We start from the raw sequence: 24,772 nt of genomic DNA, 5'->3' as shown, positions 1-24,772 counted from the left end.
CATTATTTCTTCAAATCGAAACCCAGCATCATGCCATCGTACTCACTCGCCAACTTATTGATGGCTTTCAAGGTCGTATTGCTAGATATAGAAGAAACCGTGCTCAAGAACTTCAGTAATTTATCCGCGTTAAAAAGCAATGTCAACTCATTACCAGAAAGGATGACATGGGCGGTAAGCGTAGAAACGGTCAGCTTCTTATTACCCACCGTATACCGTAACGTCACCGTTTTATCTTCCGGACTCACCGAGTAAGTACCTTTCAGGCTTCCCCTTTTCAATGCGCTCGTAAACGTACTATCCGAATTAAAGACATAATTAAATACACCTTCCACGATACCTACTTTCTCGCAATATTCCTTCATTTTCTTCTCTGCCTCGGTAGCCGCCAAGCTTCCCGCTACATTCTTCAAGGCATTATCACCTTCCAGTCGCAAGGCAGGATTCACATACATCCAAGTTCCCTGTAAATTCTCGAAAGTCACGGCTTTCCCTCCGGTGACAGAAGTCACGGCGTTCTTTACGGCAGATGAATTTAAGATATCTTTCAAGGACTGTCCCTTCATGTTTCCGGGAATCAACAAAAGGCCGCATACGGCCATCCACATACATAGTAACTTTTTCATCTCTTTGTTTTTTACTCAATTAGAAAAATCGGCCAAAGATACGAATATTATTCATACATTTGTTTTAAATAACTTTATACAAACATACCATGAGAAAGCAAGTCGTACGTATTTGTATGTTACTGGCCTGCGCCTTTGGCTTTATGCAAGGGCAAGCCAGCATCCAGCCTTCTATCGTAAAAGCTACGATAGACGAGCTAATAGCCAAGGACGCTAAGAATCAAGCAGGAATCACGAAGGGTGTCGAGCAAGTAGCCCGCCTCTGGCAAACCTCCGATGGGGATGAGCAAGCGTTTCAAACCTTCTGCCGGGAGAATTATCTATCCGATCCCGCCGAAAAAGACCAAGTTTTCCTCAAGATCAGCGAGTATCTTGAAGGTATCAATGGCAATTTCAACGAGATGGTACTCTGTCTGCAACGAAATTTGAACCTAGATACCGGACCTCTACACGCCATCGATGAGAAATTCGGGTCCTACAGCCCCAGTTCCCACCTAATGGACGATCTATACGCCAACAAGATCGGCTTCATCATCGCCCTCAACTTTCCCCAACTTACTCTCAAGGAGAAAGAGGCGTTAGGTGATGACCGTAAAGCATGGGCCTACGCCCGTCTGGGCGATATGTTTACGGAACGGATACCGGCGGAAGTAAAGCAAGCCGCCGCCGATACGGAAAGTGACGCAGATATTTACATCGCGGATTATAATATCTATATGGGGCATTTACTAACTCCTAAAGGAAAAACCATTTTCCCCTCCGACATGCGCTTACTTTGCCATTGGAACCTTCGCGACGAGATCAAGGCCAATTATAACAAAGGAAAAGAGGGATTGGAAAAACAACGGATGGTATATGAGGTCATGAAGCGAATCATCTCGCAAGAAATCCCGAAAGAGGTGATCAACTCGGATCGTTACGAATGGAACCCGTACGCCAATACGTTATCCCAAGCTGGAAATGAACTAGAAGGTACCCCTGAAAGCCCGGCCCGCTATCAGAAAATGTTGAATAATTTCAACGCCATGCAGTGTATAGACAAATATACGGGAAACACTTATATAGACCGTAAGTTCACGGAAGATATGGAAATAGATGTCAACGATGTAGAAGCCCTGTTCGATCAGTTCCTTTCCGCCCCCGAACTAAAGGAAGTGGGGAAAATCATCTCCAAACGCCTCGGACGCAAACTGGAAGCCTACGATATATGGTACGATGGCTTCAAGGCCCGTAGCAATCTGGACGAGAACAAGCTAAACGAGCAAACCCGTACCCTGTATCCCGATGCGGTAACGATGGAAAAGAAGCTACCGGAAATCTTACAGAAACTAGGATTCAGCCCCGATCGTGCCCAATATCTGGCGGATAAGATCGCAGTCGATCCCGCCCGTGGTTCCGGTCATGCGTGGGGAGCCTCCATGAAAGGCCAGCGTTCCCGTTTACGTACCCGTATTCCTTCACAAGGGATGGATTACAAAGGATATAATATCGCCATCCATGAGTTTGGGCACAACGTAGAGCAAACGATCTCATTATATGATGTCGATTATTATATGCTCAACGGAGTTCCCAATACGGCTTTCACCGAAGCGCTGGCCTTTGTCTTCCAGAAAAGAGACCTTGAGTTACTGGGCATAAAAGACGAGAATCCGGAAAAAGAAAAGATGGATATCTTGGATAAGATATGGAGCATGTATGAGATTTGCGGTGTTTCCATGCTGGATATCTCCGTATGGAAATGGATGTACGCACATCCTAACGCTACCGCCGGGGAATTGCAGGAGGCCGTGATCCGTCTTTCCAAGGAAATCTGGAATAAGTATTACGCTCCGGTATTCGGTGTGAAAGACGAGACCGTTCTAGCGATTTACTCCCATATGATCGGTTATCCGCTCTACCTTTCCGCCTACGCTTTCGGACAGATTATCGAGTTCCAACTTGAGAACTACCTCAACGGCAAGGATTTCGCGAATGAGGTTAGCCGTATCTTCAAGCAAGGCCGCCTCACCCCGAATGTGTGGATCAAGCAAGCTACCGGCAACGATCTTACCGTAGATCCGATGTTGGAAGCGCTTCGTAAGGTATTAAAAGACTAAACTACAGACCAAAAGAAAAGCCATCCCGATACCGAGATGGCTTTCTTTATTTATATCAAGAAACTTCCGATTATAACTTGTCGTTAGAACCAAGAACGTTGATGATCTTGTGTTTGTAAAGTTTCTCCATGTTATCACGAGCCGGGCCCAGATATTTACGAGGATCGAATTCAGCCGGTTTCTCAGCGAAAGTCTTGCGGATAGCGGCAGTCATCGCCAAACGAGAGTCTGAGTCGATATTGATCTTACATACAGAAGATTTAGCAGCCTTACGCAACCACTCTTCAGGAATACCGATAGCAGCCTTCAAAGCGCCACCGAATTTGTTGATAGTCTCAACCTCTTCCTGAGGAACAGAAGAAGAACCGTGAAGAACGATAGGGAATCCCGGAAGTTTCTCCATAACAGCGTCCAAAACGTCGAATGCCAATGGAGGAGGAACCATCTTACCTGTAACAGGGTCGATCGTACATTGCTCCGGAGTGAACTTATAAGCACCGTGAGAAGTACCGATTGAGATAGCCAAAGAATCGCAGCCCGTACGAGTAGCGAAGTCGATAACTTCCTCAGGATTGGTATAAGTGTGGTGGTCTGAAGAAACCTCATCCTCAACACCTGCCAATACACCAAGCTCGCCTTCTACAGTTACATCGAATTGATGAGCGTACTCAACAACTTTCTTAGTCAAAGCGATGTTCTCTTCATAAGGAAGGTGAGAACCGTCGATCATTACAGATGAGAAGCCAGAGTCGATACAGCTCTTGCAAGTCTCAAACGTATCACCATGGTCTAAGTGAAGAACGATCTGAGGATTCGGGCAACCTAATTCCTTAGCATATTCAACAGCACCCTGTGCCATGTAACGAAGCAAAGTAGCGTTTGCGTACTGGCGAGCGCCCTTTGAAACTTGCAAAATAACCGGAGATTTTGTCTCTACAGCAGCCTTGATGATAGCCTGCATCTGTTCCATGTTATTGAAGTTGAAAGCAGGGATAGCATATCCGCCCTTGATAGCCTTAGCGAACATTTCTTTTGTGTTCACCAAGCCCAAATCTTTGTAATTTACCATAGTTGTTATTATGTTATTACGTTAATGATTAAAAACTTGCACAAAGATAATCAAGATTCACGACAAATGATGCTTCAAAGCATATAAAATAACACAAAATCAACGCCCTTGAAAAAAATAATACGATTTTCTTTGTTTGTTTGTGGCAAACCCTTACCTTTGCAAGCCAAAATACCGGTTACCAAATATATACAGAGTATAAATTAAAATAGATAATAAAGCAATGAAAAAAGGTATTCATCCTGAAAATTATCGTCCTGTAGTATTTAAGGACATGTCAAACGATGATGTATTCATCACTCGTTCTACTATTAACGCTAAAGAGACGATCGAGATCGACGGCGTAACTTATCCGTTGGTAAAGGTCGAGATCTCTAACACTTCTCACCCGTTCTACACTGGTAAGTCTAAGTTGGTCGATACAGCCGGACGTGTTGATAAGTTCATGAGCCGTTATGGTAACCGTAACAAGAAATAAGATTTCTTTCTTTAAGAAATAAAAAAAGGTCACGATTTGTATCGTGGCCTTTTTTTGTATCTTCGCGGGAGTTAACATAATGAAATATCATGGCAAAAACGAAAGAACAATTACTAAACATCTTGGATCAGTTCCAGTTGGACGAGAAAGTAGTTTCCGCTGAACCATTCGGAAACGGACACATTAATGATACATTGAAAGTGACCAACGAGAAAGGGGAGATCAAATACGTGCTACAGCGTATCAACCATTTAATCTTCACCAATGTGGATATGCTGCAAAATAACATCCATGTGGTTACCACTCATATCCGCAAAAAGCTGGAGGAAAAAGGTGAAACGGATATCGACCGTAAGGTATTAACCTTCTTGCCGACTAAAGACGGGAAAAAATATTATTTCGATGGAGATAGTTATTGGCGGGTATGCCTATTCATCCCTCGCAGCAAAAGCTATGAGGAAGTAACTCCTGAGCTTTCTTATGAGGCTGGCAAAGCGTTCGGTGATTTCCAGACTATGTTGTCCGATATACCCGAGGGTACGCTGGGCGAGACCATCCCGGATTTCCATAATATGGAGTTCCGCTTGCGACAATTCCATGAGGCTGTAGCCGCTAATCCGGCAGGCCGGTTGGAAGAGGTGAAAGATTTGGTAGAGGAGATCGAGAAACGTGCCGAAGCGATGTGCATCCAAGAACGCCTGTACCGTGAGGGCCAATTGAAGAAACGCACGAACCATTGCGATACAAAAGTTAACAATATGATGTTTGACGCTGATAGCGACAAGGTGCTTTGCGTGATCGACTTGGATACCGTAATGCCGGGCTTCGTTCTTTCCGATATCGGCGACTTTATCCGTACCGGAGCCAATACGGGTGCCGAGGACGATGAGAATCTGGATAACGTAAACGTTAACATGGAGATATTCAAAGCCTATACCCGTGGATACATGGAAAAGGCCAAGGCGTTCTTAACTCCTACCGAGATCAAATTGCTACCTTACGGTGGACGCTTATTGACTTATATGCAGACCGTTCGTTTCTTAACCGATTATATCAACGGCGATACCTATTACAAGATCCATAGCCCGAAACATAACTTAATCCGCACAAAAGCTCAATTCAAGCTACTTCAAAGTCTGGAAGCCCATGCGGAAGAGATGGATCAGTTCATGAATCAATGGTTATAATATAAAGTAACTAAGGAATATAAAAACGGGCGGGGTGACTCATTGATTCATCCCGCCCATTCTTTTTATTTCGTCCAATAATCCAACACCGTAACCGCCGATGCCTTCCCTCCTAACACCTTGCCAAATGCTTTATGCGCCGGATGTACCAAATAGGCGTCCCGATCCGCATCCGAATGAAAAGTCAAGAAAAAGCAATGAGTCAAGCCCTGTTGCAATCCCTCCGGACTACAATCCGTTCCCCACTCATATCCTTTGATCAAGTCGATTTGAGAAGGCAACTTACAAAAGGCATCCTCAACCTCTTTCACCTGCGCCTCAGACACATCCGGCTTAAAACCGAACATAACAACATGGCGAAGAACTTTCTCCGGCTTTTGATCACTCGAATAGCTTACCATTAATACAGAAAATACGATAATCGCAAGGATAAATAATACAGATACTACTTTCTTCATGATATTCAAGATTAGATTTCTATTGCTTTGTTATACGGCCCAAAGATAGTATAAAATCCAGTACAGCTTGCCCAAAACCTCCGTATCCTTTAGTCCTTTCCATCCCTATCTTTAGACTTTTCCTCTAGAGACATCCATCATCTATCAACTGTTGGACGATCATGCAACGGCTGGTAGAAGATCGTGCAACAGTTGGTAGATGATCATGCAACGGCTGTTGCATGATGAATACAAGCAGACAAAAAGGCTAACATCTGTAAGGATACAGTCTTAGCCTACAAGAAAAAAACCTTAAACAATAAAGGGATTATTTCAACTAAACCAAATCTTAAACCTTGTCAATCCATCCGCGTAAGAGCGGAGAGAGAATCGGCAATCATGTTTTAACAGTACCTCACGGATAAAGATCAAGCCGATACCTTGTCCGTTCGGTTTCGTAGAGAAGAACGGACTGAATAGTTTAGTTTCCGTTTCCTTGTCGATGCCCTTGCCCGTATCGGCTATCTCCAAGCAGGTGGGACGCACAGTCGTCCGGATATAAATCTTTCCATCTCGCTCGATGGATTCGGCGGCATTCTTGATAATATTGACCAAGACTTGCTCGAATAATGAATTATCCAAATTCACGACTGGAGATTCCTCGCTCAGATCCATAACAATCTCGATATTCCGGTTCTGGCAAACCGTCTCCATAAAGCGTTTACAAGCGGACACCACTTGGTTCAATTCTTGCGGACGACTTTGGGGCTCGGGTATACGCACCACATCAGCGAAATTGGTGATAAAATGGCTCATGCTATAGCAGCGTTCTATGGAGACCCGCAAAACCTCGCAGACATCCTCCATATCTTCCATCCCGCTGAAAGTAGACTCCAACGTATCCAAGGTAGAGGTGATACCCGCGGTCGTATTATTCACCTCATGAGAGATCATACGTATCACTTTCTCATACGCTTTCTTCTCGGCCTTGAACACCTCTTGGGTCAACGTCTCTATCAAATAAAACTGGTGGTGAAAGCCCCGGTCCACGAATGAAGAATGCGTACATTTATAAATATTAGCGTCGTTCAATCGGACGGTTTGCGCTTGATACATCGGAACCCGTACCAATTCTTCCGCCAAGGGAGAATCTAGTTGAAGAAAACGTTTTCCCACCATATCCTCCGAGCTTTGCGCGCCAAACAATTTACATGCGGCCGGGTTCATGGATAGAATCTCCTCATCCAAGTTCAAGATGATCACTCCCATCGGAGAGGCGTTGACCAGCAAGTCCAAGAAATGGTTTTGCTCCCGGAGGTGCAAACGCTCATTCTTCAACTGCTCCATCATCTTATTAAACACATCGACCACCCGGTCTGCCTCCGTTTGCCCGACCTTTCCCAAGCGGGAACTAAAGTCTTGCTCTTTCAACAACTCCATACCGTTACCGATGATATGCAAGGGCTTTATGATACGGCGATAAAAGACAAATAAATAGATGATCGTAAGCAAGACCAAGGCTTCTACCGCAAAAAACATCCGGATAGAAGACGTATAAAAGACATAATAAGTCACCACCGCCAATATAGTCAACAGCAGCGTCGTCAATATCCAAAATAATCCTTTCAGCCTCATCCTCGCCTCTTCTTATTTATCGATCGGGATTCCGTATTTCTCTAATCTCCGGTACAATGCGGCACGACTGATTCCCAGCGCCGTAGCGACATGCGATAAATTCCCTCCATGCGCTTCCAAGGAGCGTAAGATGGTTTGCTTCTCCAACTCATCCAAGGTCAAGCCCTCCAAAGAAGACGGAATCGTTGATTTAGAGCCGGATGTATTCATGCAATGAACCTCGAAATCAGCGGCATCCAAAAGCGTCTTACCCGACACAAGGATCGTCCGCTCCACCAAGTTCTTCAACTCACGGATATTACCGAGAAAAGGAAGACGGCTTAAATAGGTCTGGGCATCCGATGAGAACTCCACCCTCGGTAGCCCATTGACCTCCGATTGCTTATCCGCGAAATATCGGGCCAGCAATGGGATATCCTCCCTTCGCTCACGCAAGGCGGGTAAATGCACCGTGATCAAATTGATCCGGTAAAAAAGATCCTCACGGAACGTACGGTCCGCCACCATCGATCGTAAATCCCGGTTCGTAGCGCTTACGACCCGTATATCCACCTTCCGGGGGCGGCTATCCCCCAAGACCTCAAAGGTCTGGTCTTGCAATACCCGAAGCAGCTTTACTTGGCAAGACAGTTCCAAATCGCCGATCTCATCCAAGAAGATCGTGCCTTTGTTCGCCATCTCGAAACGCCCTACCCGATCCATGTACGCGTCCGTAAAAGCCCCCTTCTTATGTCCGAACATCTCGCTCTCAAAAAGACTTTGGGAAAGTCCGCCTAGGTTTACCTTTACGAAAGCCTCTTTCGACCGGGGGCTATTCGCATGGATCGCTTCCGCTATCAGCTCTTTACCCGTACCGCTCTCGCCGGTAATCAAAACAGAGGCGTTTGTCGGGGCGATACGCGAGACCGTCCCCAATACATCCATCAAAGCGGCACTTTGCCCCACGATCTTATCAAAATGAAATTTATGGTCGGCATCCGAACGGTTCAAGGGAGCGTTTGTCTCTTTCTTCTGCTCGCTCAATTCCAAGGCGGTCCGGATCGATTTCAATAATACCAAGTTATTCCAAGGCTTCGTGATAAAATCGAAGGCTCCGGCTTGCATTCCCTGCACTGCCAAAGAGATCGATCCCCAAGCGGTCATCAAGATCACAGGTACATCGGGACGAAAGATCTTCACCTGTCTCAATAATTGAATCCCCTCCTCGCCCGTGGTAGTCAGCGTGAAGTTCATATCCATCAAGATCAGCTCCGGCGCCGTGGCACGGACCACCTCCAAGGCCTCCTTCGGCCCCGGAACCGCCTCCGACCGGAAACCCGCACGTTTTAGCAGGAATGTAAGCGAGGAACGAACAGCCGCATCATCATCTATTATCAGTATCATATAATCAATTTATCGTTTCACGATTTCCTCGAAATCGGCATCTAATGTACGATTATTCAAGAAATCATACAATGTTATACTACGGATGTTATAAAAATAACGCCAGTAATAATACAGTTCTTGGATATGCTTTTGCTTCGCATCATCCTTCGAACTCTGGGCGTCATTCAAGTCTAGGATATCGATCTTTCCGATCATGAAAGTCTCGATCGAGGTCTTGTAGCGCTTTTCCGCCAACGTGTCCACCTCGGCGGCTATCTCCAATTGAGCGGCCTGATTGTTGAAATTCTCCACCAAGAGGAAGATATCTTGATTGAAATCCATTTGCTCCTGACGGATCTTGGAAAGTACGACATCCCGATTCGATTCGGCTACTTTTACCTTACCTTTTCGTTTTCCCCAGTCCAAGATAGGAATCGAAAGCCCGACCTCTACGATCTGGTTATCTTTCAACGGGTTGTAAGCTCCTCGCATGGACACATCCTTACCGGTATAACCCACGGAGGCAAACAGGTTAATACTTCGACGGTTTCCCTTGGCGGTCGCCACATCATAATCCGCTTCCAACTGACGGCGCATGATATTCTTTGAGAACGAGTTATTTTCTTGAGCCTTCTCCAATACCGCCTGATAATCCATACGGACCCCTTCTATCGCCTCGGGAAGAACAGGCTCGATCACGTCTTGCTCGCTCATCCCTAAAAAGGAACGGAGCTTGAACATCATCGCGTTATAATTGGATTGAGCCTCGGTTAGCTTACCTTTCGCTTGCAAGGCCGACTGTTTCAAACGCATCAACTCGCTCTCCGAGATATGCCCGATCTTACGCTTCGCTACCGCTATGTCATAGAGTTTATTGGCGTTCAGCAAGTTCTGATTACAGATATCCAGATTATCTTCCGCCAACAGTAAGTTGAAGTAATTCGTGATGGTAGCGATCGTTACATTCTCCACGTTCTCCATATAAGCGGCCTTAGCCTCTTGGTAACGAACAGGCTCGATACGACGTTTCCATTTTTGGTCATTCACGCCGAAGATCGGTTGCGTCAATGTCAAACTAACAGGTACGCTCATAAACTCGTTGTAAGCGCCACTACCTAGCTGACGGGTAAAATCCAAGGAGGTATTCAAGGCGATCTTACCTCCGGTCAAGGCTATGTTCTGGGCGATAGAGATCTCTCCATTTAAGCCTAAGGCATTGTTTTGCACATAGGTATAAGAACCATCCGATTGCTGGTACTTCGAGTATTGCTTGCTATATGAAGGCAGAGTCCCCGTAAATATCACTTCCGGCAACTGATCCGCCCGATGCGTACGGAATTCCCAATAGGCCGTTCGCAACTCATTGAGCGCCACGGCAGCGTCTACGGATTGAAGCTGTGCGATCTGGATCGCTTGCCGCAGGGTTATTCGAACTTTATTCGTATTGTCTTGGGCACATACTCCCGAAATCCCCGCCCACAGACAACACATCGCTATATAGATCCTTCTCATCTTAGTATAAGTTTTTTTATCCTGCCTAAGGCAAAAGGCATGCCAAAAACATATACTATTGATAATCCGACAAATAGGAATATTTAAAGTGTTCGATAATGAACAGTGTGTTCGTTTTTGGATACTTATCTTTGAATGAGTTGATTATTGACGATCGATTTATAGACCTCTTCCCGTAAAGGGCGCGACACCGGTATTTTATGCTCCCCAATGATTAATAGATTTCCTTCTATCGCTTGTACATAAGAAAGATTCACGATGAAAGAGCGGTGCACTTGCATAAAAATTTGTGCCGGCAACGTTTCCAATATACTCTTCAACCGGAGATGAACGATCTCTTTGGAAGTGAGGGTATGGATAACAATATAGTTCTCCATGCCCTCTATAAATTGAATCTCCTTTAAATAAAGCCTTTTAAGTTGCTTCTCCGTCTTGACAAAGATATAAGCAGGCTCCTCGCTTTTCGATGTAGATTCCATCAACGCATGTGCTTTATTGACCGATTTCAGGAAACGGGAAAAAGAGATCGGTTTCAATAAATAGTCCACCACGTCAAACTCATATCCTTTCAACGCATACCGCTCGTATGCCGAGGTGATAATTACCTTAGGAGCGTTCTGAGCACTCTCCAAAAAGTCCAGTCCAGACATATCCGGCATCTCTATATCCAGAAAAAGCAAATCCGCTTGAACCGAATTCAGCATATTATTGAGTTGTATAGCGTCCTCACATTCTCCGACGATGGTCAGAAAATCAATTTTACCGATGTGTCGCCGAAGTCCTTTTCTGGCGATTGGCTCATCATCCGTTATGATACACTTTATTTCCATATTATTCTGATAAATCAATACATAACTCAACCCTAAAACGGGTATTGTCTTTTTTTATACGTAACTCATGTTTATCCGGGTACAATAGCTCCAACCGTTTTCTCAGATTGTCGATCCCAATGCCTTTCCCCTTTCTTTGTTCCAAGGAGTCCGGATTGAAAGTATTGCTTACCCCAAAGCATACCTTTGAACCCTCTTCCCGCATAGATACTTGTATCCAATACGCTTCGCCCACATATTTAAACGCATTCTCCAATAATGGAAGGAAAAGCAACGGATGTATTTTTTGTCCGGTCAATTCCGGGTCAAAGGACTCCTCGAACTGTAAGCGTTTCGTCATACGAAGTCGCTGGAATTGAATATATGTTCGCAAATAATCAATCTCCTCATCGATCGTCACTTTCGTATTTATATCATATAATTGATAACGGAGTAAGTCCGAAAGTAACTCTACAGCCTCAATCGCTTCCTCATTTTCCTCATCGATCAAGAAATAGATCGTATTCAAGGCATTAAACAGGAAATGGGGATGGTATTGCATCTTCAGCAGCTTCAATTGCGTTTCCAGCTGATCTACTCTCAGTTTCTCCAATTGAACGATTTTCTCCGAATAGCGTTTGGCTAATATATTATTACGGATCAAGAAATAGTATAGGAGAAAGATCGGCACAGCTACCGCATTGATCATTAACGCCTCTCCCCACCGATAGGTCGTTCCATTTATAGAATAGATCACGATATATAAGCCGATATTGAGCACGACTAAATTAAACAAGACCACCCATAGATATTCCCGGAACACCGGGCGGGACCTCCGCTCTTTACTCCTATCTAAAAAAATATTAGCCAAGTAATTAAAAAACAAATAAGATAAGCTAACGCCGATCAATATAATAGCAAGGGCCTTGATACGCCCGATCCACGCATCCACTCCCAGCTCCCACATGCGGACACCATAAGCGACATCCGTAACAATCCACAGGCAACAGATCGTCAATATCGCCATTAGCAACGGACTTAGAAAGTTATATTTTATCTTCATATCTGATTTCAAGCCATAAATTTATTCTTTTACTTTGATCTATGCTCGTATCACGGGCACTTTTTTAATCAACGAAGTTATCGTTCCAGATAAAAACCAACAAGTAATCTTGACGAATTGCGGAATATGAAAGGTGAATATCCTGTTTGTTCGTCAGGATATGCGATAAAGGCAAAAAATACCTATATTTGCCCTCCTCAATAAGAGATGCTATAAAAATGAAGAATGACGGTTTCACATTTCGAAAGAGAGCCAGAAGCTTTAAATTCGCTTTCAACGGAATCAAGCTATTGATCACGAAGGAGCATAACGCTTGGATCCATTGTTTCGCGGCAGTTTGTGTACTTATAGCCGGGGTGGTATTCGGACTTTCCCGCATGGAATGGATCGCAGTAACGATCGTGATCGGAGCGGTATTAGCTGCCGAGGCGGTCAATTCATCCATCGAGGCCCTAGCAGATTTGGTCTCCCCTGAGTATAATGAGGCTATCAAGCGAACGAAAGACTTGGCGGCGGGAGCTGTATTATTGATGGCGATAGCGGCAGCGATCGTCGGGTTTATCATTTTTATACCTAAAATAGCAACTATATTTTAAATCTATGAGACATATCCTTTTCGCAATTACAATGCTCATGCTATGCCTGTCCGTTAACGGACAAGAATTGAAGGTGACCGGTAGCCGGAAAGCCGTACGGACCTCGGGAGACGTATTGGTGTTTATCACTCCGGTGGCGAGTCTAGCGACCGTATTGGCAACCCAAGATTGGCAAGGGCTGAAACAAGGCGTATTCACCGGGGTTACGACATTGGGCGTAACCTATGCGCTGAAATACCTAGTGAAGAAAGAGCGGCCCGACTTCAGCGATAATCATTCATTCCCATCCATGCATACCTCCGTATCCTTTGCGGGAGCCGCTTTTATCCAAAGGCGTTATGGATGGAAATGGGGTATTCCGGCTTATGCGGTATCTACCTACGTGGGTTGGAGCCGGGTCTATGGAAAGAAGCATGATTGGTGGGACGTGGCGGCGGGAGCCGTTATCGGCGCCGGTAGCGCCTATATCTTTACCCGTCCGTTCGCAAAGAAACATAACCTGTCTATCAGCCCGGTAGCGGGAGACGGGCATTATGGGGTATATGCGTCAATGACGTTTTAACTCGCGAATTTTTGCCAAGCACGAAAACAGCCCGGCCATGTATCACTACAAGACCGGGCTTTCAATTGTGTGTATGTGTGAAATATGTAAGTTAACTCTTATTCATAATGCAACGCCTCCGCTGGCTCCAAGCGGGCTGTCGAGCGGGCGGGATACCATACGCCACAGATGATCATGAGGACGATCAAGACAAACGTAATCCCTCCGCAAATCGCAAAGCGCAGCCACGTGAACGGAAGCTGATAGGTATCTATCAAATCCATATGGGCGATGTTGAAGCTGATGACTAAGGACGGGATGAACGCCAATACCAGCAATAGGACACCCTCTCCCACCATGATCGAGTTCAACTGACGGCGGGTAGAGCCTAAGGCCATCCTAAGCCCCATCTCGCCTTTGCGATATTCCGTACGGAACCAGAAGGTACCGATGATGCCGAGGAATATATTCGCCAATAGGAAGCAGGCTACCGCCACACGGGTTTTCACCTCGTTCTCTACGCCGATCGAACGGATATAGCCGTCGCGAATATATGACAAGGGCTGTACGTCTAGCAGATAGAGGTTGCCTAGCCGAAGCTGTTCGGCCATATCCTTGCGGAAGCGTGCGGGGAAATCAGCATTATCGATATCCGGACGGACACGTACGCAGAGTCGCACGGCATCTATCATCCCCTCATAGTATCCTTCCTCCATCCGGCTTAGCCGCAGGGCCCTATAGACGTTGGGTTCCGCCTTGGTGTACTCATGACGGCGGATGGGGACGCTGATACCACGGATCGTCTCCTCGATCTCGTCGGTCACATTCCCCCGGTACGCCTTTTGCCCGAGTAGGGAAAGGCCGGGATTCATCGTCTCCACGTCGGCGGAGATTACGATGGAGTTGTTATCCTCGATGGCCCGTTTCAAGGAAGCCGTCTTGCCGTCCTTATCATAGATACGGAACACGTCGAAGAACTCCGGGGTGACGAAAGCATAGCGGCAGGGCACCTGCAATGTATCAATCCGCCAAACGAGGTTACGGCTTCCCATATAATAAGGCATCCCCCCATCCGTAAGGCAGGCCGATTCCACGCCGGGATAAGCACGGATGCGATCCAACGCCGTCAGCAGATGAACACCATCCGGCCGCTCCCGCTTCTCCTTCGGGATATAATCCGGGCTTCTTTCCGAGAGGCTGCTGATCACGATGCTGTACGTATGCCGGATATCGAAGCCCAGAGGAGCCGTATATGTGCGCCCCATCACATACAGGTAGTCCACAAGGAACCAAAGGAAGACCGAGACCAGCAATAACTCAGCCCACAACCAAGCGTTTTGCTTGCGCTGGTTCCAGATCAATTGTAATAAATGTCGTATCATATCTTTCTATTATTTTAGTATAGCTATCATCCAACGCGGGAGATTAATGAACATTCTCGTTGAGAGCCGAGATGATACGCATCCGTGAGGCTCGCCAAGCCGGGATGCCGGCGCTCAGCAGGTTCAACGCAAGACAAGCAAGGAACGCATAAAGGAAGATCAATGGATTGAACATCATCTCCGCATTGACGAAGGTGCGACCGATACCCATCGATGCCGTGCCCGTATCCAGCAACCAATCGGACAAGAGCAGTACGGAGGCGTATGAGAAAAACAGACCTAACACACCTCCCAGCAAGGTCTGCAACAGATTCTCGTAGAGTACCTGCGTCAGTAATTCCGAGCGTGTCGCCCCGAACGCCTTCCTCACCCCGATCTCCGCCATACGTTTACGCATCTGGCTTTGCGTGATACCGCTCATGTTGATGGCAGGGATCAGCAAAAGGACAAGAACGATGATAACATATTTCATGACCAGTTCCCGTACATTCGGCTCAGAGAAAGCGTCCTCGCGAGCCAAATCGCCCAAATGGGTATCGGGTCCTCCTCCAATTTTCAGCAGGTGCGTGCTTTGTGATTCGTTAAGGCGAGCGATATTCGCCTCGGCCTCGGAGTGGATCGCGTCAAAATCGGCGGACGAACTAGCGAGGATATAACAACGGAAGCCCCCGATGAGACGGTCGGAACTATCATCATACAGGGAATTGTCGGTGGTATAAGGCAACCAGACATCGCCATAGGCAGACTCGGCTAGCAGGGAGACATCCCGCACGACGGCACGGATGGTATAGGGCACGTAGCTGATCTCGACGGTACGGCCTACAACCTCGGTCGTGCCATACAACCGGCGTGCCACGGACTCGCTTACCACAGCATCCATGATGCCACTTTGTACTTCTTCCTCGCCATAAGGCTTACCGGAGAGGAAGCGAAAGTTGAAGATATTCCAAAACGCCGCGTCCGTAAAGGTCACGTCGCACTTGAACTCCACCGTATGATCCGCCACTGCCGCCAAGCGTTGCACGCCATGATAGGCCATGCCGACCTTCTCGGCAGAGCGCAAGGGATAGAAACAATCTTTCACTACCCGGGAAGCGAGAAGGTAGCAATCGTTATAAGATTCGTTCTCTTTGTAGGAGGCACGGGTATCACTGACGTACATCATCCGGTCCCGATAGTCTTCCGGAGCGTAATTGGCGGTACGCATCTGCCATACGATCACGATCACCATGATCATGCAAATCGCCAAGGCCGTACCGAAGATAGAGACTCCGGAAAGGAGCTTGTTCTCTTTCAATAAGGCCCAGGCTTGTTTCAAATAGATCTTGTACATATTTATTCAATTTAATTATACTATCAGTCGGTGGGAGACGGGGCACGCCCCGTCTCTACAACCGGGTATTATCTGTTATCCGTCATACCGCAGCGCCTCGGCCGGCTCCATCTCGGCGGCCTTGCTGGCGGGGAGCCAGACGGCGAGCAGGATGACGATAGCCAGCAGTATCCATGTCAGGATATTCACCAGCAAGAAACGGAGCGGCAGGATCGCCGGCCAGTAATGCTCCGGCAAGGTCCCTTTGGGGATGTCCAAGAAGCCGACCATCACGAATTGAGCCTCTATCAACAAAGCGAGCGGGGTAGCCATGAGTAACAGGCATATGCCCTCACGAGCCATCTGGCTACGTATCTCTTCACGGGGCGAACCGATCGCCATGCGCAACCCGATCTCTCCCCGGCGCATCCGCACCCGGTACCAGAACGTACCCATCACGCAAAGCAGGATATTCAGTCCCAAGAAGGCCATCAACGCCATACGGACCCGGTAATCGTAGGTAACGCCAAAGGAATAATCGGTATCGGCCTTGATCCGGTCATAGGAGGTCAGTCGTTTCAGGTAGAAGTTCCCTACCCGAAGCTCACGGCTCATCTTCTCCCGGAACGTATCGGCGAAACGAGGGCCTGCAACGGCAGGATCGATCCGTATGAAATAATTCATCTCGGGGATCTCCTCCACCGAGGGACGGATCGCGAAGAACGCGGCACCTTGAGGTAAACGATTATCAAAACGCTTGATATCCTCTAAGACACCCTTTACGATATAAGTCGGCCCCTCCTCGTCAAAAGGGTCTTTTACCCCACGTCCTACAGCGGAAGCCTCTCCAAATACCTTTCGCTCCACCATCCGGGTGGTTACTATAGCGCGAGGGTCTCCCCAATCAAAATCGGATGTAGATACCGGACGGCCGTCTTTGGCGTACGAATGGTTGAAGACCGACAGGAAATCCGTGGTAGGATCTATCTCATACCTCATGACCGCTTCCCGCTTACTCGTATCGGCCGCGTTCGCTAAACCGATACCGTAATAACAGCCCGTATAAGGCGTGGAGTAACAGCCCGAGGCCGCGCCCATCGCCTGCACTCCCGGATAATCGCACAGGCGGTCTTTTATCCGCTCATAATTTTCCTGCATGGCGATCGAATCGCTCTCGGCGGCTCGATAGTCGGGGGAGGTTTCCGGCAAGAGGCCCATCTCTACCTGCCAGACATCGGCGTAGTCGCGCCCGGAGGGGAGGCTACGGTTATAGATCTCCACGAAGAAGTAATCCACCATGTACCACGCCAAGCAAAAGGCGAGCAGCAACTCCACGCACACCCACACGTTGCTACGCCAGCGGTTCATCAATTGTATCCAAGTCATTTTCCACATATCTTTCTTCCCTCCATTTAAGCGTTCAACGAATCAACGATAGGCCGTCTTGACGCACGCCAAGCGGGCCACAACGCCGACATCAGGTTTAACAGGAAACATACGCACAAGGCGATCAAGAAGACCCACGGGTTGAACAGCATCCCCATGGAGAGCGATACGTCCACGCCATCCGGGGCGGCATCCGAAAACCCCTTGCCGATCTTGAAGACCCACGAACTGGCGAACGTCACCAGCAGGAAGGAGAATAGCAGTCCCACCAAGCCGCCCAGCAGCGTATACAGGAAGTTCTCCATCAAGACCTGCCCGATCAACGCCCCCTTGGGAGCCCCGAAAGCACGCCGCACGCCCAGCTCGCCCAGACGCCGTTCCATGCGGGAATCGGCCATGCCCGAGAGGCTGACGGCGGGGACGAGCAGCAGGAGCAGGAAAATCACCCCATAACGGCTCAAGTCTCCCACGATATCCGGCTCCACGTTCGACCAATACCGGAAGATACTCTCCCAATGGCGATCCGGCTGCCCAAGAAGGGAGAACTCACGTTTACCATCCACGTTCAACGATTGGTTGAAGCGACGCACGTTATCCGCCACCGCCTCCCGTACCTTGCCGATATCGGCCTTGTCCTTCACGAGCATATAGACCTTCAAGGGGCCTAGCCCGGGCATATGCGCCTCCGCGTCCCGAAACCGCTCCTCGAGGTCGGGCATTAGGGTATACGGAAGCCATAGCTGCGAATAAACCCGATTCATCAGATAGGACACATCATCCACCACGCCCACCACACGGACGGGCATGAAGTCGAGGCTTAAGGTCTGCCCCACGGCGCTACCGTCTCCATAAAGCCGCTTGGCCAGCGAGCGGGCGATTACCGCCACGGGCATGCCCGACCGGAAATCGGCCTCGGTGAAAGGCTTGCCCTCCAAGAAACGGAAGGAGAATACCTTCCAGAACCCATCGTTCACCCCCATCTTCACGACCGGCACCTGCACGGGACTGCCCGCCGGCTGCACGAAAGCGGAGGCAGCGTCATCGCAACACAGCGCCAACGCCTCCAAGCCGGGCACCCCCGCAAGGCACTCTTCCACGAAGCGGGGCGATACCGGGCTACTGCTCGTTCCCCCTTTCTCATTCTTCAGCGTGGCGCTCTTCACGGTCAGCAACCGGTCCCGGTCCATCTCCGGATAAATAGAGGCCATTTTCACGTAAAACACGATGGACAGCACCATCACCAGCGAGATCGCCAATCCCGTTCCCACGATGTAGACCGAGCTGAACAGCCGTTCTTGCCGGATCAGGGCCCATGCTTGTTTTAAGTAGATCTTATACATATTCATTCGATTTAAATATTCTATCAGTCGGTGGGAGACGGGGCATGCCTCGTCTCTACAACCGAGTATTACCTGTTTTCTATTATCCGTCATACCGTAACGCGTCAGCCGGTTCCTGCCGGGCCGCCTTACGGGCCGGGTACCAGATAGCCAAGAAGACGACGAGCGCCAAGACACCCCCTGTCAGCAGGCTAATGGCCGTGAAGCGGATCACGCCGCAGGGCACGATATCGGCCACCGCCAGATTCAGGCAGATCAGCAAGCCCGGCACGGAAGCGATCGCCAGCAGCAACAAGCCCTCGCCGATCATCAGCCCCTCTATACCCTTGCGGGTGGAGCCCATCGCCATACGTAGCCCCAACTCCGAACGGCGACGGCTCACGTGAAACCAGAACGTACCGATCACCGCCAGAAACACGTTCACCAAGAAGAACAATCCCATGGCCGATACCAGCCGATGGGCGCTCGTCCGCTCCGAGTTCTCGAGGTAAAAGGCCCGTATCCCTTTGTAGTCCCTCACTTCCGATACCCAGTAATTACCCACCATCAAGGATCTACTCATTTCCTTCCGGAACTTGGCGGCGTAGTTGGAGGTAGAAACCTCCGGACGGATGCGGAACGTGATCTGTACCCGCGTGAGTCCCTTCTCGTCCAACTGGCCCTTGCCAGACATCCCCCGCAAGTCCAGTGGAGAGAAGACACTATGCTGATTCCGGGAATCGTACTCGGAGTTTCGCACCGGCTCCGTAACCGCTATCACGTGACAGGGCACGGTATCGTTGTAATTATAGATCTCGGCCCCGATCACGTCGGTATGGCCGTATAGCTTGCTCGCCAGATCGGCGGAGAGGATCATCTCCCTCCCCTCCCGAAGCCCCGACAGGGTCTGCCCCAGTCTCTCCGGGCTTTCTCCCGTAGCGGAGCGAATGCCGAACACCCGGAAATACCCCGGCGAGACGATCATTGCCCGCACCCGCTGGTTGATCGAGTCTTTCAAGACTCTGCTGCCGATGTTCGAGTCGGTATAAGGCAGCGAATAATACGAGAGCCCTACCACCTCCACGTCAGGATGCCGCTCGATACGCTCCACGATACGCTCGATGTTCCGCGCCGGCTCCTCGCTTCCCTCCTCGTAGGCGATGAACGAGGGACTGTCGGACGGCCGTATGGCGAGCGTCACGTTGTACACGCGATCCAGCTTGAAGCCCACCGGCATCCGCGTCAGCATCCCTTGCGCCACGAAGTAGTACATCATGAACCACAGGATCACGAATACGACCAGCAGTTCCACCAGTATCCAGCAGCTTCCTCCCAAACGGGACCTTATCAACTTTAATAGATGTATTACCATAGCCGTATCCTATTTATCGTTCAACGCATCCGTTATACTCACCCGCACGGTACGCCAAGCGGGTATCATCGAAGAGAGCAGGTTCAGCGCCACGCAGACAGCGAACGCGTAGGCGAACACCTCCATATTCAGCAGCATCCCCGGCGAGAGGAAGATATCATTACCCGCCCCGGAGCCCATGCGATACAAACCGGGGGAAAGAAGGATGCCCCGGAATACGAACACCAGCACGTACGAGAACAGCAGTCCCGCCATGCCCCCGGGCAACATCAGCAGCATATTCTCCCAGAAGACCTGCCCCATCAACGTCTTCCGCGACGCCCCGAAGGCCTTGCGTACGCCTAGCTCAGACACCCGGTCTTGCATCCTCGAGGCGTTCAGGCCCGAGAGGTTCAGCGCCGGGACTAGCAGGAAGAGGAAGAGGGCGACGCCCAAGACGATATACGTCTCCGGCCCGAACAACCGCGACAATAACTGGTCGCCGAACGAGCAGGGCGGCTCCACTCTCACCTGTCCCTCCCGCAAGCCGCTGTTGTAGCGTCTTACTCCCTTCTCCAACTCGGCGGAGAGGGCCGGAAGGTCCGAGGCGTCACGCAGCAGGCAGTTGGCGAGCAGCAGTCCCACCGAGCCTTCCCGCTCCTCCAAGGCGGTATCCATGATACTCGCCATCGAGGTGTAGGGTACCCACGCCTCGGCGTAAACGTCGGAAGCGACGGCGGATATATCCTCCACCACGCCGCTTACCGTATATTCTATATCGTTGATCAAGACGGTCTGACCGGCTACCTCGGTACGCCCGAGCAGGCGGCGTGCCAAGGAACGGTCGAGCACCACGCGGGGCATCCCGGAAAGGAACTCGGCACTGGCGAACGGCTTCCCGTCCAAGAAGCTGAAACGGTAGACTTGCCAGAACGCGTCGTCGCATCCCATCAATTGTACTTTCGGCGACTCGTCGCTACCCGGCGCTTGGATGAAGATGTCCCCCACCTCATAAGGCATGATGGCGGCGTTGGTGGTGACCGCCACTTTCTCGGGTGTCTCGAGGCCGTAGAGGACCTCCTTCACGAACCGGGGCCCGCAACCGCTGTTCAACGAGCCTTTGCCCCCGTTAAACTCATACGATACGTTCGATACGTAGCCCATCCGGTCCCTGCTCACCTCCGGGGCGATATTCGCCGTCCGGATATGATAGACCACCGCTATGGCCATCACCATCGAGATCGCCAAGCCCGTACCGATGATATAAACGGCGGTGAAGAAGCGATTCTGCCCCATCAAGGCCCAAGCTTGTTTAAGGTATACCTTGTACATCGTTCATTATTTGTTAGTTTGTTTTATGGGTATCTGCCGCCTGCTTTCCGTAATTATTATACGCTTAGCATGTATTTCCAAATACTATTCATGTTATCTTTCTTATCTTTGCCACTTAATCATTCATTAAACCACGAGATCATGGATAAAGAAATACCTAAGTCGGAGCTGCCCAAGCCGTTTCGCAAGCTGAGCATCCGCGTCAGCAAGAGCCACCTGCCCGGTAACACGAGCTATAAGGGGAACGTCGTATGGCAACGTACGCTCAGCATCGATGACATCGCCGCCCGTGTCGTAGACAAACGGAGCGAGTATCGCAAGGAGACGCTCATCACCACCTTCAACCTCCTCAAGCGGGAGATCTACGACGCCATCGAGGAGGGCTACAACGTGGACTTCGGCTTCGGGCGGACGGAACTGACCGTGAACGGGCCTTTCGAGACCCTGTACGAGAAGTTCGACCCCGACCGCCATACGCTCGCCCCACGCCTGCGCCCCGCGCCGCAACTGAAGCAGCGGGTGGGCAACCTCCGGGCCGTGAACGAGACCTACCAGCTAGCCTACAACTCAATGCCCCGCCCCACCTACGTCAGCCTCCGCATCCAGCCCCGTACGTCCGACAGCGACGAGCCTTACAACCAACTCCCCGCGGGCGAGCATCCCTTTATCTCCATCTATGGCGATAGGCTGAAGCTGGCGGGCGACTCTCCCAAGGTAGGCCTTACGCTACGCTCCGTCGAGACCGGCGATGAGCATTTCTACCCCGCCGCCGATATGCTCGTCAACAGCGGGCAGCGGCTCTGCTTCGTCCCCGGCTTCGCTTTCGGGGCAGGCGAGTGGGAAGCCATCGTCTGCACCCAGTTCACCCCGACTTATCACCTTTATAAAGAGCCTCGGTATGGTACGCTTACCTTCACCGTGATGTGAGGTATCGAGACACCACGGGTGACACCTTGCCTCATACGTTTGAGGTATCGTACCTCATAGCTTTGAGGTGTCATACCTCATAGGTTTGACGTATCGTACCTCATAGCTATGAGGCAAGGTGTCACCCGTGGTGCCTCACACATGGAGATCCCCCCTATGCGACACCCTCACTGCACCTGCCTTCCGTCGAAGAAGCGCACGGTGCGGCTGGTTTGCTTGGCTTGCGCCTCGTTGTGGGTTACCATTACGATGGTGCGGCCGTCCTCCTTGTTGAGTTGGTGGAGCAGGTCCATGACCTCGATACCCATCTTGGAGTCCAAGTTACCGGTCGGCTCATCGGCGAGGATGATGTCGGGGTTACCTACGATCGCACGGGCGATGGCCACACGCTGGCATTGACCGCCGGAAAGCTGCGTCGGAAAATGGCGCATACGGTGGCTCAGGCCGACCTTCTCTAGCACGGCCTCGGCCAGCTTGCGGCGCTCCGAGGAAGAGACCTTGCGATAGAGCAAGGGAAGCTCCACGTTGTCCAGCACGTTCAGGGAATTGATCAAGTGGAAGCTCTGGAAGACGAAACCCAACTGCTTGTTACGGAAAGCGGCCAACTCCTTGTCGCTCATGCCTACCGTGTTCACGCCGTTGATCTCGACCGTGCCGGAGGTAGGCAAGTCCAGCAGGCCCATGATATTCAACAAGGTGGATTTCCCGCATCCGGAGGGTCCCATGATGCTGAGAAACTCGCCTTGCTGTACCTCTAGGTTCACGTTTTCCAACGCGACTGTCTCTATCTCTTTCGTACGGTAAATCTTCTGTAAATTCGTTAGTTTGATCATGACTGTAATATTTTAATTGTTATTGTTTGACTCTTGTTATCATTCAACTCTTACTATCGTTAAGCACTTGCTATCGCTAGACGTTAACACCTAAAAGCAAATTACGTGCCAGAAACGTATCTCATTGATTCCATGACATCTCCATAAAAAAGTACTGTCCGTTATCGAACAGTCGATTCATTTCCGAACAGTCGGTTCGTTTCCGGACACGGATGCCCGTGCCATCCGTGCCGTCCGTGTCCGATCATTCCTGCCGCAAGGCGTCCGCCGGATGCATCCGCATGGCCCGGTAAGACGGGAAACTGATTCCTACGACAATCATCGCGGCCATCACCGCATACGAGAACACGAAGCCGAACAACAGGCGTGAGGCCATGTCGGGCGGTATCTCCGAGCCTTGCGTCACCTCCATATACAGCAGGTTGGCGAAGATGGCGGCAGAGGGGATGAAAGCGATGGTGAGTAGCGCCAAGCCCTCCTTCACCAATTGCCAGAATATGCCCTTGCGGGTGGCTCCCATCGCCATGCGGAGGCCGATCTCGGCGCTCCTTTGTTGCGTGCGGTACCAGAAGGTTCCCACCACGCCGAGCAGGACATTCAGCAGGAAGAAGGCGATGCCCGCCACGTAAAGGCGGACTTGATCCAACCAACGCTCAAGGAACTGGTCCCGGTAATGGGACATCGGGAAAACATCCTTCAAATAGATATTACCCACGCGCAATTGCTGCTCCATCTCCTTCCGGAAATCGGCGGCGAAAGCGGCGCCGTCCGCGCCGGGCTTCACCCGGATGAAGGTGTTCAAGCCCTCTCCGACCCAATCGCCCTCCTCGGCCACCTTGTTCTCGTCCACCAGCTTATAGTAAGCGTAATCATAGCCGGTGAACTCGCAGTAACGTTGTTTCTCGCAGACACCACCGATACGGTAGGCCACGCTATCACGAGAGCCTTGGTCGGTGATATAGATCTCTTGGCGCACGGCCGCCGCAGGATCGCCGAAGAAGCTGTCGGCGACCGTACCCGTCACCACCACTTGGTTGTCACGCAGGGCGTCCACCAACTCCGAGGGGGAACCGCCTTCTGCCGTCTTCACGCCGAACACCTCGAAATAGGTGGGCGAGACGAAGCGCACGAAGCCATTACGGATCAACGAGTCCTTCCGGAACGTGGCGTATTGATTCGATCCCCGGTAATGGAAATGCACGCCGGTGGTGAAACAGATTGATTCCACGGAGGGGTTCCGGCGGATGCGGTCCATCAAGGTCAGGTAATCCCCGCCTCCCCGCTCGCTATGCACGGAGGTCGTGTCATAATCGGGGCTTTCCTCCGGGATCACGCCGAAACTCACATGATACGTATGCTCGATGTTAAAGCCCAAAGGCTGCGAGTAGAGTCTGTACATCACGAACAAGGCGTCCGCCGCGTACCAAAGGAAGATAGAGACCACGAGCATTTCCAACCAGATAAACAAGTTCCCCTTGCGCTCGTTCCAGAGTTGTTTTAGAATCATCTTATACAT

General features: G+C 50.1%; 22 protein-coding genes. 6 read left to right on the top strand and 16 right to left on the bottom strand.

Translation table 11 applies throughout. The features are described from left to right. Window positions 1–2: 2 nt before the first annotated feature. On the bottom strand, window positions 3–626 hold the full coding sequence (locus NBH16_RS05075) for a DUF4923 family protein (RefSeq protein WP_122297561.1): 624 nt from the start codon (window positions 624–626) through the stop codon (window positions 3–5). 89 nt (window positions 627–715) lie between these two features. Here NBH16_RS05075 and NBH16_RS05070 point away from each other — a divergent pair, with 89 nt between their 5' ends. Continuing rightward, the gene (locus NBH16_RS05070; protein ID WP_250788194.1) at window positions 716–2,722 is read left to right on the top strand and encodes a gluzincin family metallopeptidase; all 2,007 of its coding nucleotides are present in this window, start codon (window positions 716–718) and stop codon (window positions 2,720–2,722) included. Between the two features lie 70 nt (window positions 2,723–2,792). Here NBH16_RS05070 and NBH16_RS05065 read toward each other — a convergent pair whose 3' ends face one another. After that, the gene (locus tag NBH16_RS05065; RefSeq protein ID WP_005854709.1) at window positions 2,793–3,791 is read right to left on the bottom strand and encodes a class II fructose-bisphosphate aldolase; all 999 of its coding nucleotides are present in this window, start codon (window positions 3,789–3,791) and stop codon (window positions 2,793–2,795) included. 223 nt (window positions 3,792–4,014) lie between these two features. On the opposite strand from NBH16_RS05065, the gene NBH16_RS05060 reads away from it, so the two are divergent. Next, on the top strand, window positions 4,015–4,269 hold the full coding sequence (locus NBH16_RS05060; protein ID WP_005854707.1) for a type B 50S ribosomal protein L31: 255 nt from the start codon (window positions 4,015–4,017) through the stop codon (window positions 4,267–4,269). A gap of 89 nt (window positions 4,270–4,358) precedes the next feature. Beyond that, window positions 4,359–5,456, top strand: a complete 1,098-nt coding sequence (locus NBH16_RS05055) for a phosphotransferase enzyme family protein (protein ID WP_005854705.1) — start codon at window positions 4,359–4,361, stop codon at window positions 5,454–5,456. Window positions 5,457–5,521: 65 nt separating this feature from the next. Here the strand turns inward: NBH16_RS05055 and NBH16_RS05050 are convergent, their stop codons facing one another. From NBH16_RS05050 to NBH16_RS05025, 6 genes are all read right to left on the bottom strand, one after another. Beyond that, complete coding sequence (locus tag NBH16_RS05050; protein ID WP_005854703.1) at window positions 5,522–5,914, bottom strand: Dabb family protein; 393 nt, start codon at window positions 5,912–5,914, stop codon at window positions 5,522–5,524. Between the two features lie 312 nt (window positions 5,915–6,226). After that, window positions 6,227–7,528, bottom strand: coding sequence for a sensor histidine kinase (locus NBH16_RS05045; protein ID WP_005864800.1), 1,302 nt, complete (start codon window positions 7,526–7,528; stop codon window positions 6,227–6,229). Window positions 7,529–7,540: 12 nt separating this feature from the next. Then, window positions 7,541–8,911, bottom strand: coding sequence for a sigma-54-dependent transcriptional regulator (locus NBH16_RS05040; protein ID WP_122144334.1), 1,371 nt, complete (start codon window positions 8,909–8,911; stop codon window positions 7,541–7,543). Between the two features lie 9 nt (window positions 8,912–8,920). Continuing rightward, window positions 8,921–10,405, bottom strand: a complete 1,485-nt coding sequence (locus tag NBH16_RS05035) for a TolC family protein (protein WP_048927625.1) — start codon at window positions 10,403–10,405, stop codon at window positions 8,921–8,923. A 125-nt stretch (window positions 10,406–10,530) separates the two neighbouring features. Then, complete coding sequence (locus NBH16_RS05030; RefSeq protein ID WP_048927702.1) at window positions 10,531–11,235, bottom strand: LytR/AlgR family response regulator transcription factor; 705 nt, start codon at window positions 11,233–11,235, stop codon at window positions 10,531–10,533. 1 nt (window position 11,236) lies between these two features. Then, window positions 11,237–12,277, bottom strand: a complete 1,041-nt coding sequence (locus NBH16_RS05025) for a sensor histidine kinase (protein WP_121961157.1) — start codon at window positions 12,275–12,277, stop codon at window positions 11,237–11,239. 218 nt (window positions 12,278–12,495) lie between these two features. Here NBH16_RS05025 and NBH16_RS05020 point away from each other — a divergent pair, with 218 nt between their 5' ends. Then, entirely contained in the window at window positions 12,496–12,873 is a 378-nt protein-coding gene (locus NBH16_RS05020) for a diacylglycerol kinase family protein (RefSeq protein ID WP_005854690.1), read from the top strand. A 4-nt stretch (window positions 12,874–12,877) separates the two neighbouring features. Beyond that, on the top strand, window positions 12,878–13,435 hold the full coding sequence (locus tag NBH16_RS05015) for a phosphatase PAP2 family protein (protein ID WP_005854688.1): 558 nt from the start codon (window positions 12,878–12,880) through the stop codon (window positions 13,433–13,435). 98 nt (window positions 13,436–13,533) lie between these two features. Here NBH16_RS05015 and NBH16_RS05010 read toward each other — a convergent pair whose 3' ends face one another. The 6 genes from NBH16_RS05010 to NBH16_RS04985 form a co-directional block, all read right to left on the bottom strand. Then, window positions 13,534–14,796: an ABC transporter permease gene (locus tag NBH16_RS05010; protein ID WP_195320280.1), complete on the bottom strand. Its 1,263-nt coding sequence runs from the start codon at window positions 14,794–14,796 to the stop codon at window positions 13,534–13,536. A 43-nt stretch (window positions 14,797–14,839) separates the two neighbouring features. Next, window positions 14,840–16,129, bottom strand: a complete 1,290-nt coding sequence (locus tag NBH16_RS05005; RefSeq protein WP_146334094.1) for an ABC transporter permease — start codon at window positions 16,127–16,129, stop codon at window positions 14,840–14,842. A 75-nt stretch (window positions 16,130–16,204) separates the two neighbouring features. Then, a complete protein-coding gene (locus tag NBH16_RS05000; protein WP_146334093.1) occupies window positions 16,205–17,503 on the bottom strand; it encodes an ABC transporter permease in 1,299 nt (432 codons plus the stop codon). Between the two features lie 17 nt (window positions 17,504–17,520). Beyond that, window positions 17,521–18,840: an ABC transporter permease gene (locus tag NBH16_RS04995; RefSeq protein WP_146334092.1), complete on the bottom strand. Its 1,320-nt coding sequence runs from the start codon at window positions 18,838–18,840 to the stop codon at window positions 17,521–17,523. A gap of 76 nt (window positions 18,841–18,916) precedes the next feature. Further along, window positions 18,917–20,185: an ABC transporter permease gene (locus NBH16_RS04990; protein ID WP_146334091.1), complete on the bottom strand. Its 1,269-nt coding sequence runs from the start codon at window positions 20,183–20,185 to the stop codon at window positions 18,917–18,919. Window positions 20,186–20,194: 9 nt separating this feature from the next. Beyond that, window positions 20,195–21,496 carry an ABC transporter permease gene (locus NBH16_RS04985; RefSeq protein ID WP_146334090.1) on the bottom strand — a complete coding sequence of 434 codons (1,302 nt, stop codon included), beginning with the start codon at window positions 21,494–21,496 and terminating at the stop codon, window positions 20,195–20,197. A 141-nt stretch (window positions 21,497–21,637) separates the two neighbouring features. On the opposite strand from NBH16_RS04985, the gene NBH16_RS04980 reads away from it, so the two are divergent. Then, entirely contained in the window at window positions 21,638–22,423 is a 786-nt protein-coding gene (locus NBH16_RS04980) for a DNA-binding domain-containing protein (RefSeq protein ID WP_250788192.1), read from the top strand. A gap of 167 nt (window positions 22,424–22,590) precedes the next feature. Here NBH16_RS04980 and NBH16_RS04975 read toward each other — a convergent pair whose 3' ends face one another. Further along, on the bottom strand, window positions 22,591–23,256 hold the full coding sequence (locus NBH16_RS04975; protein WP_005854666.1) for an ABC transporter ATP-binding protein: 666 nt from the start codon (window positions 23,254–23,256) through the stop codon (window positions 22,591–22,593). A gap of 244 nt (window positions 23,257–23,500) precedes the next feature. Further along, complete coding sequence (locus NBH16_RS04970) at window positions 23,501–24,772, bottom strand: ABC transporter permease (protein WP_057326951.1); 1,272 nt, start codon at window positions 24,770–24,772, stop codon at window positions 23,501–23,503.

It is taken from the genome of Parabacteroides sp. Y3-G-102 (assembly GCF_023656845.1).
Taxonomy (GTDB): Bacteria; Bacteroidota; Bacteroidia; order Bacteroidales; family Tannerellaceae; genus Parabacteroides; species Parabacteroides distasonis.
The sequence above is the reverse complement of the archived record's forward strand: the minus strand, read 5'-3'. Positions and strand labels throughout refer to the sequence as shown.

What these genes read in the sequence shown, in the direction of transcription:
- NBH16_RS05005 (WP_146334094.1), bottom strand. Translation starts at nt 16,129, where the DNA reads ATGTACAAGATCTATTTGAAACAAGCCTGGGCCTTATTGAAAGAGAAC.
- NBH16_RS05010 (WP_195320280.1), bottom strand. Translation starts at nt 14,796, where the DNA reads ATGATACGACATTTATTACAATTGATCTGGAACCAGCGCAAGCAAAAC.
- NBH16_RS05040 (WP_122144334.1), bottom strand. Translation starts at nt 8,911, where the DNA reads ATGATACTGATAATAGATGATGATGCGGCTGTTCGTTCCTCGCTTACA.
- NBH16_RS04995 (WP_146334092.1), bottom strand. Translation starts at nt 18,840, where the DNA reads ATGAATATGTATAAGATCTACTTAAAACAAGCATGGGCCCTGATCCGG.
- NBH16_RS05000 (WP_146334093.1), bottom strand. Translation starts at nt 17,503, where the DNA reads ATGTGGAAAATGACTTGGATACAATTGATGAACCGCTGGCGTAGCAAC.
- NBH16_RS05045 (WP_005864800.1), bottom strand. Translation starts at nt 7,528, where the DNA reads ATGAGGCTGAAAGGATTATTTTGGATATTGACGACGCTGCTGTTGACT.
- NBH16_RS05050 (WP_005854703.1), bottom strand. Translation starts at nt 5,914, where the DNA reads ATGAAGAAAGTAGTATCTGTATTATTTATCCTTGCGATTATCGTATTT.
- NBH16_RS05065 (WP_005854709.1), bottom strand. Translation starts at nt 3,791, where the DNA reads ATGGTAAATTACAAAGATTTGGGCTTGGTGAACACAAAAGAAATGTTC.
- NBH16_RS05025 (WP_121961157.1), bottom strand. Translation starts at nt 12,277, where the DNA reads ATGAAGATAAAATATAACTTTCTAAGTCCGTTGCTAATGGCGATATTG.
- NBH16_RS05030 (WP_048927702.1), bottom strand. Translation starts at nt 11,235, where the DNA reads ATGGAAATAAAGTGTATCATAACGGATGATGAGCCAATCGCCAGAAAA.
- NBH16_RS05035 (WP_048927625.1), bottom strand. Translation starts at nt 10,405, where the DNA reads ATGAGAAGGATCTATATAGCGATGTGTTGTCTGTGGGCGGGGATTTCG.
- NBH16_RS05070 (WP_250788194.1), top strand. Translation starts at nt 716, where the DNA reads ATGAGAAAGCAAGTCGTACGTATTTGTATGTTACTGGCCTGCGCCTTT.
- NBH16_RS05055 (WP_005854705.1), top strand. Translation starts at nt 4,359, where the DNA reads ATGGCAAAAACGAAAGAACAATTACTAAACATCTTGGATCAGTTCCAG.
- NBH16_RS04970 (WP_057326951.1), bottom strand. Translation starts at nt 24,772, where the DNA reads ATGTATAAGATGATTCTAAAACAACTCTGGAACGAGCGCAAGGGGAAC.
- NBH16_RS04980 (WP_250788192.1), top strand. Translation starts at nt 21,638, where the DNA reads ATGGATAAAGAAATACCTAAGTCGGAGCTGCCCAAGCCGTTTCGCAAG.
- NBH16_RS04975 (WP_005854666.1), bottom strand. Translation starts at nt 23,256, where the DNA reads ATGATCAAACTAACGAATTTACAGAAGATTTACCGTACGAAAGAGATA.
- NBH16_RS05015 (WP_005854688.1), top strand. Translation starts at nt 12,878, where the DNA reads ATGAGACATATCCTTTTCGCAATTACAATGCTCATGCTATGCCTGTCC.
- NBH16_RS04990 (WP_146334091.1), bottom strand. Translation starts at nt 20,185, where the DNA reads ATGGTAATACATCTATTAAAGTTGATAAGGTCCCGTTTGGGAGGAAGC.
- NBH16_RS05075 (WP_122297561.1), bottom strand. Translation starts at nt 626, where the DNA reads ATGAAAAAGTTACTATGTATGTGGATGGCCGTATGCGGCCTTTTGTTG.
- NBH16_RS04985 (WP_146334090.1), bottom strand. Translation starts at nt 21,496, where the DNA reads ATGTACAAGGTATACCTTAAACAAGCTTGGGCCTTGATGGGGCAGAAT.
- NBH16_RS05020 (WP_005854690.1), top strand. Translation starts at nt 12,496, where the DNA reads ATGAAGAATGACGGTTTCACATTTCGAAAGAGAGCCAGAAGCTTTAAA.
- NBH16_RS05060 (WP_005854707.1), top strand. Translation starts at nt 4,015, where the DNA reads ATGAAAAAAGGTATTCATCCTGAAAATTATCGTCCTGTAGTATTTAAG.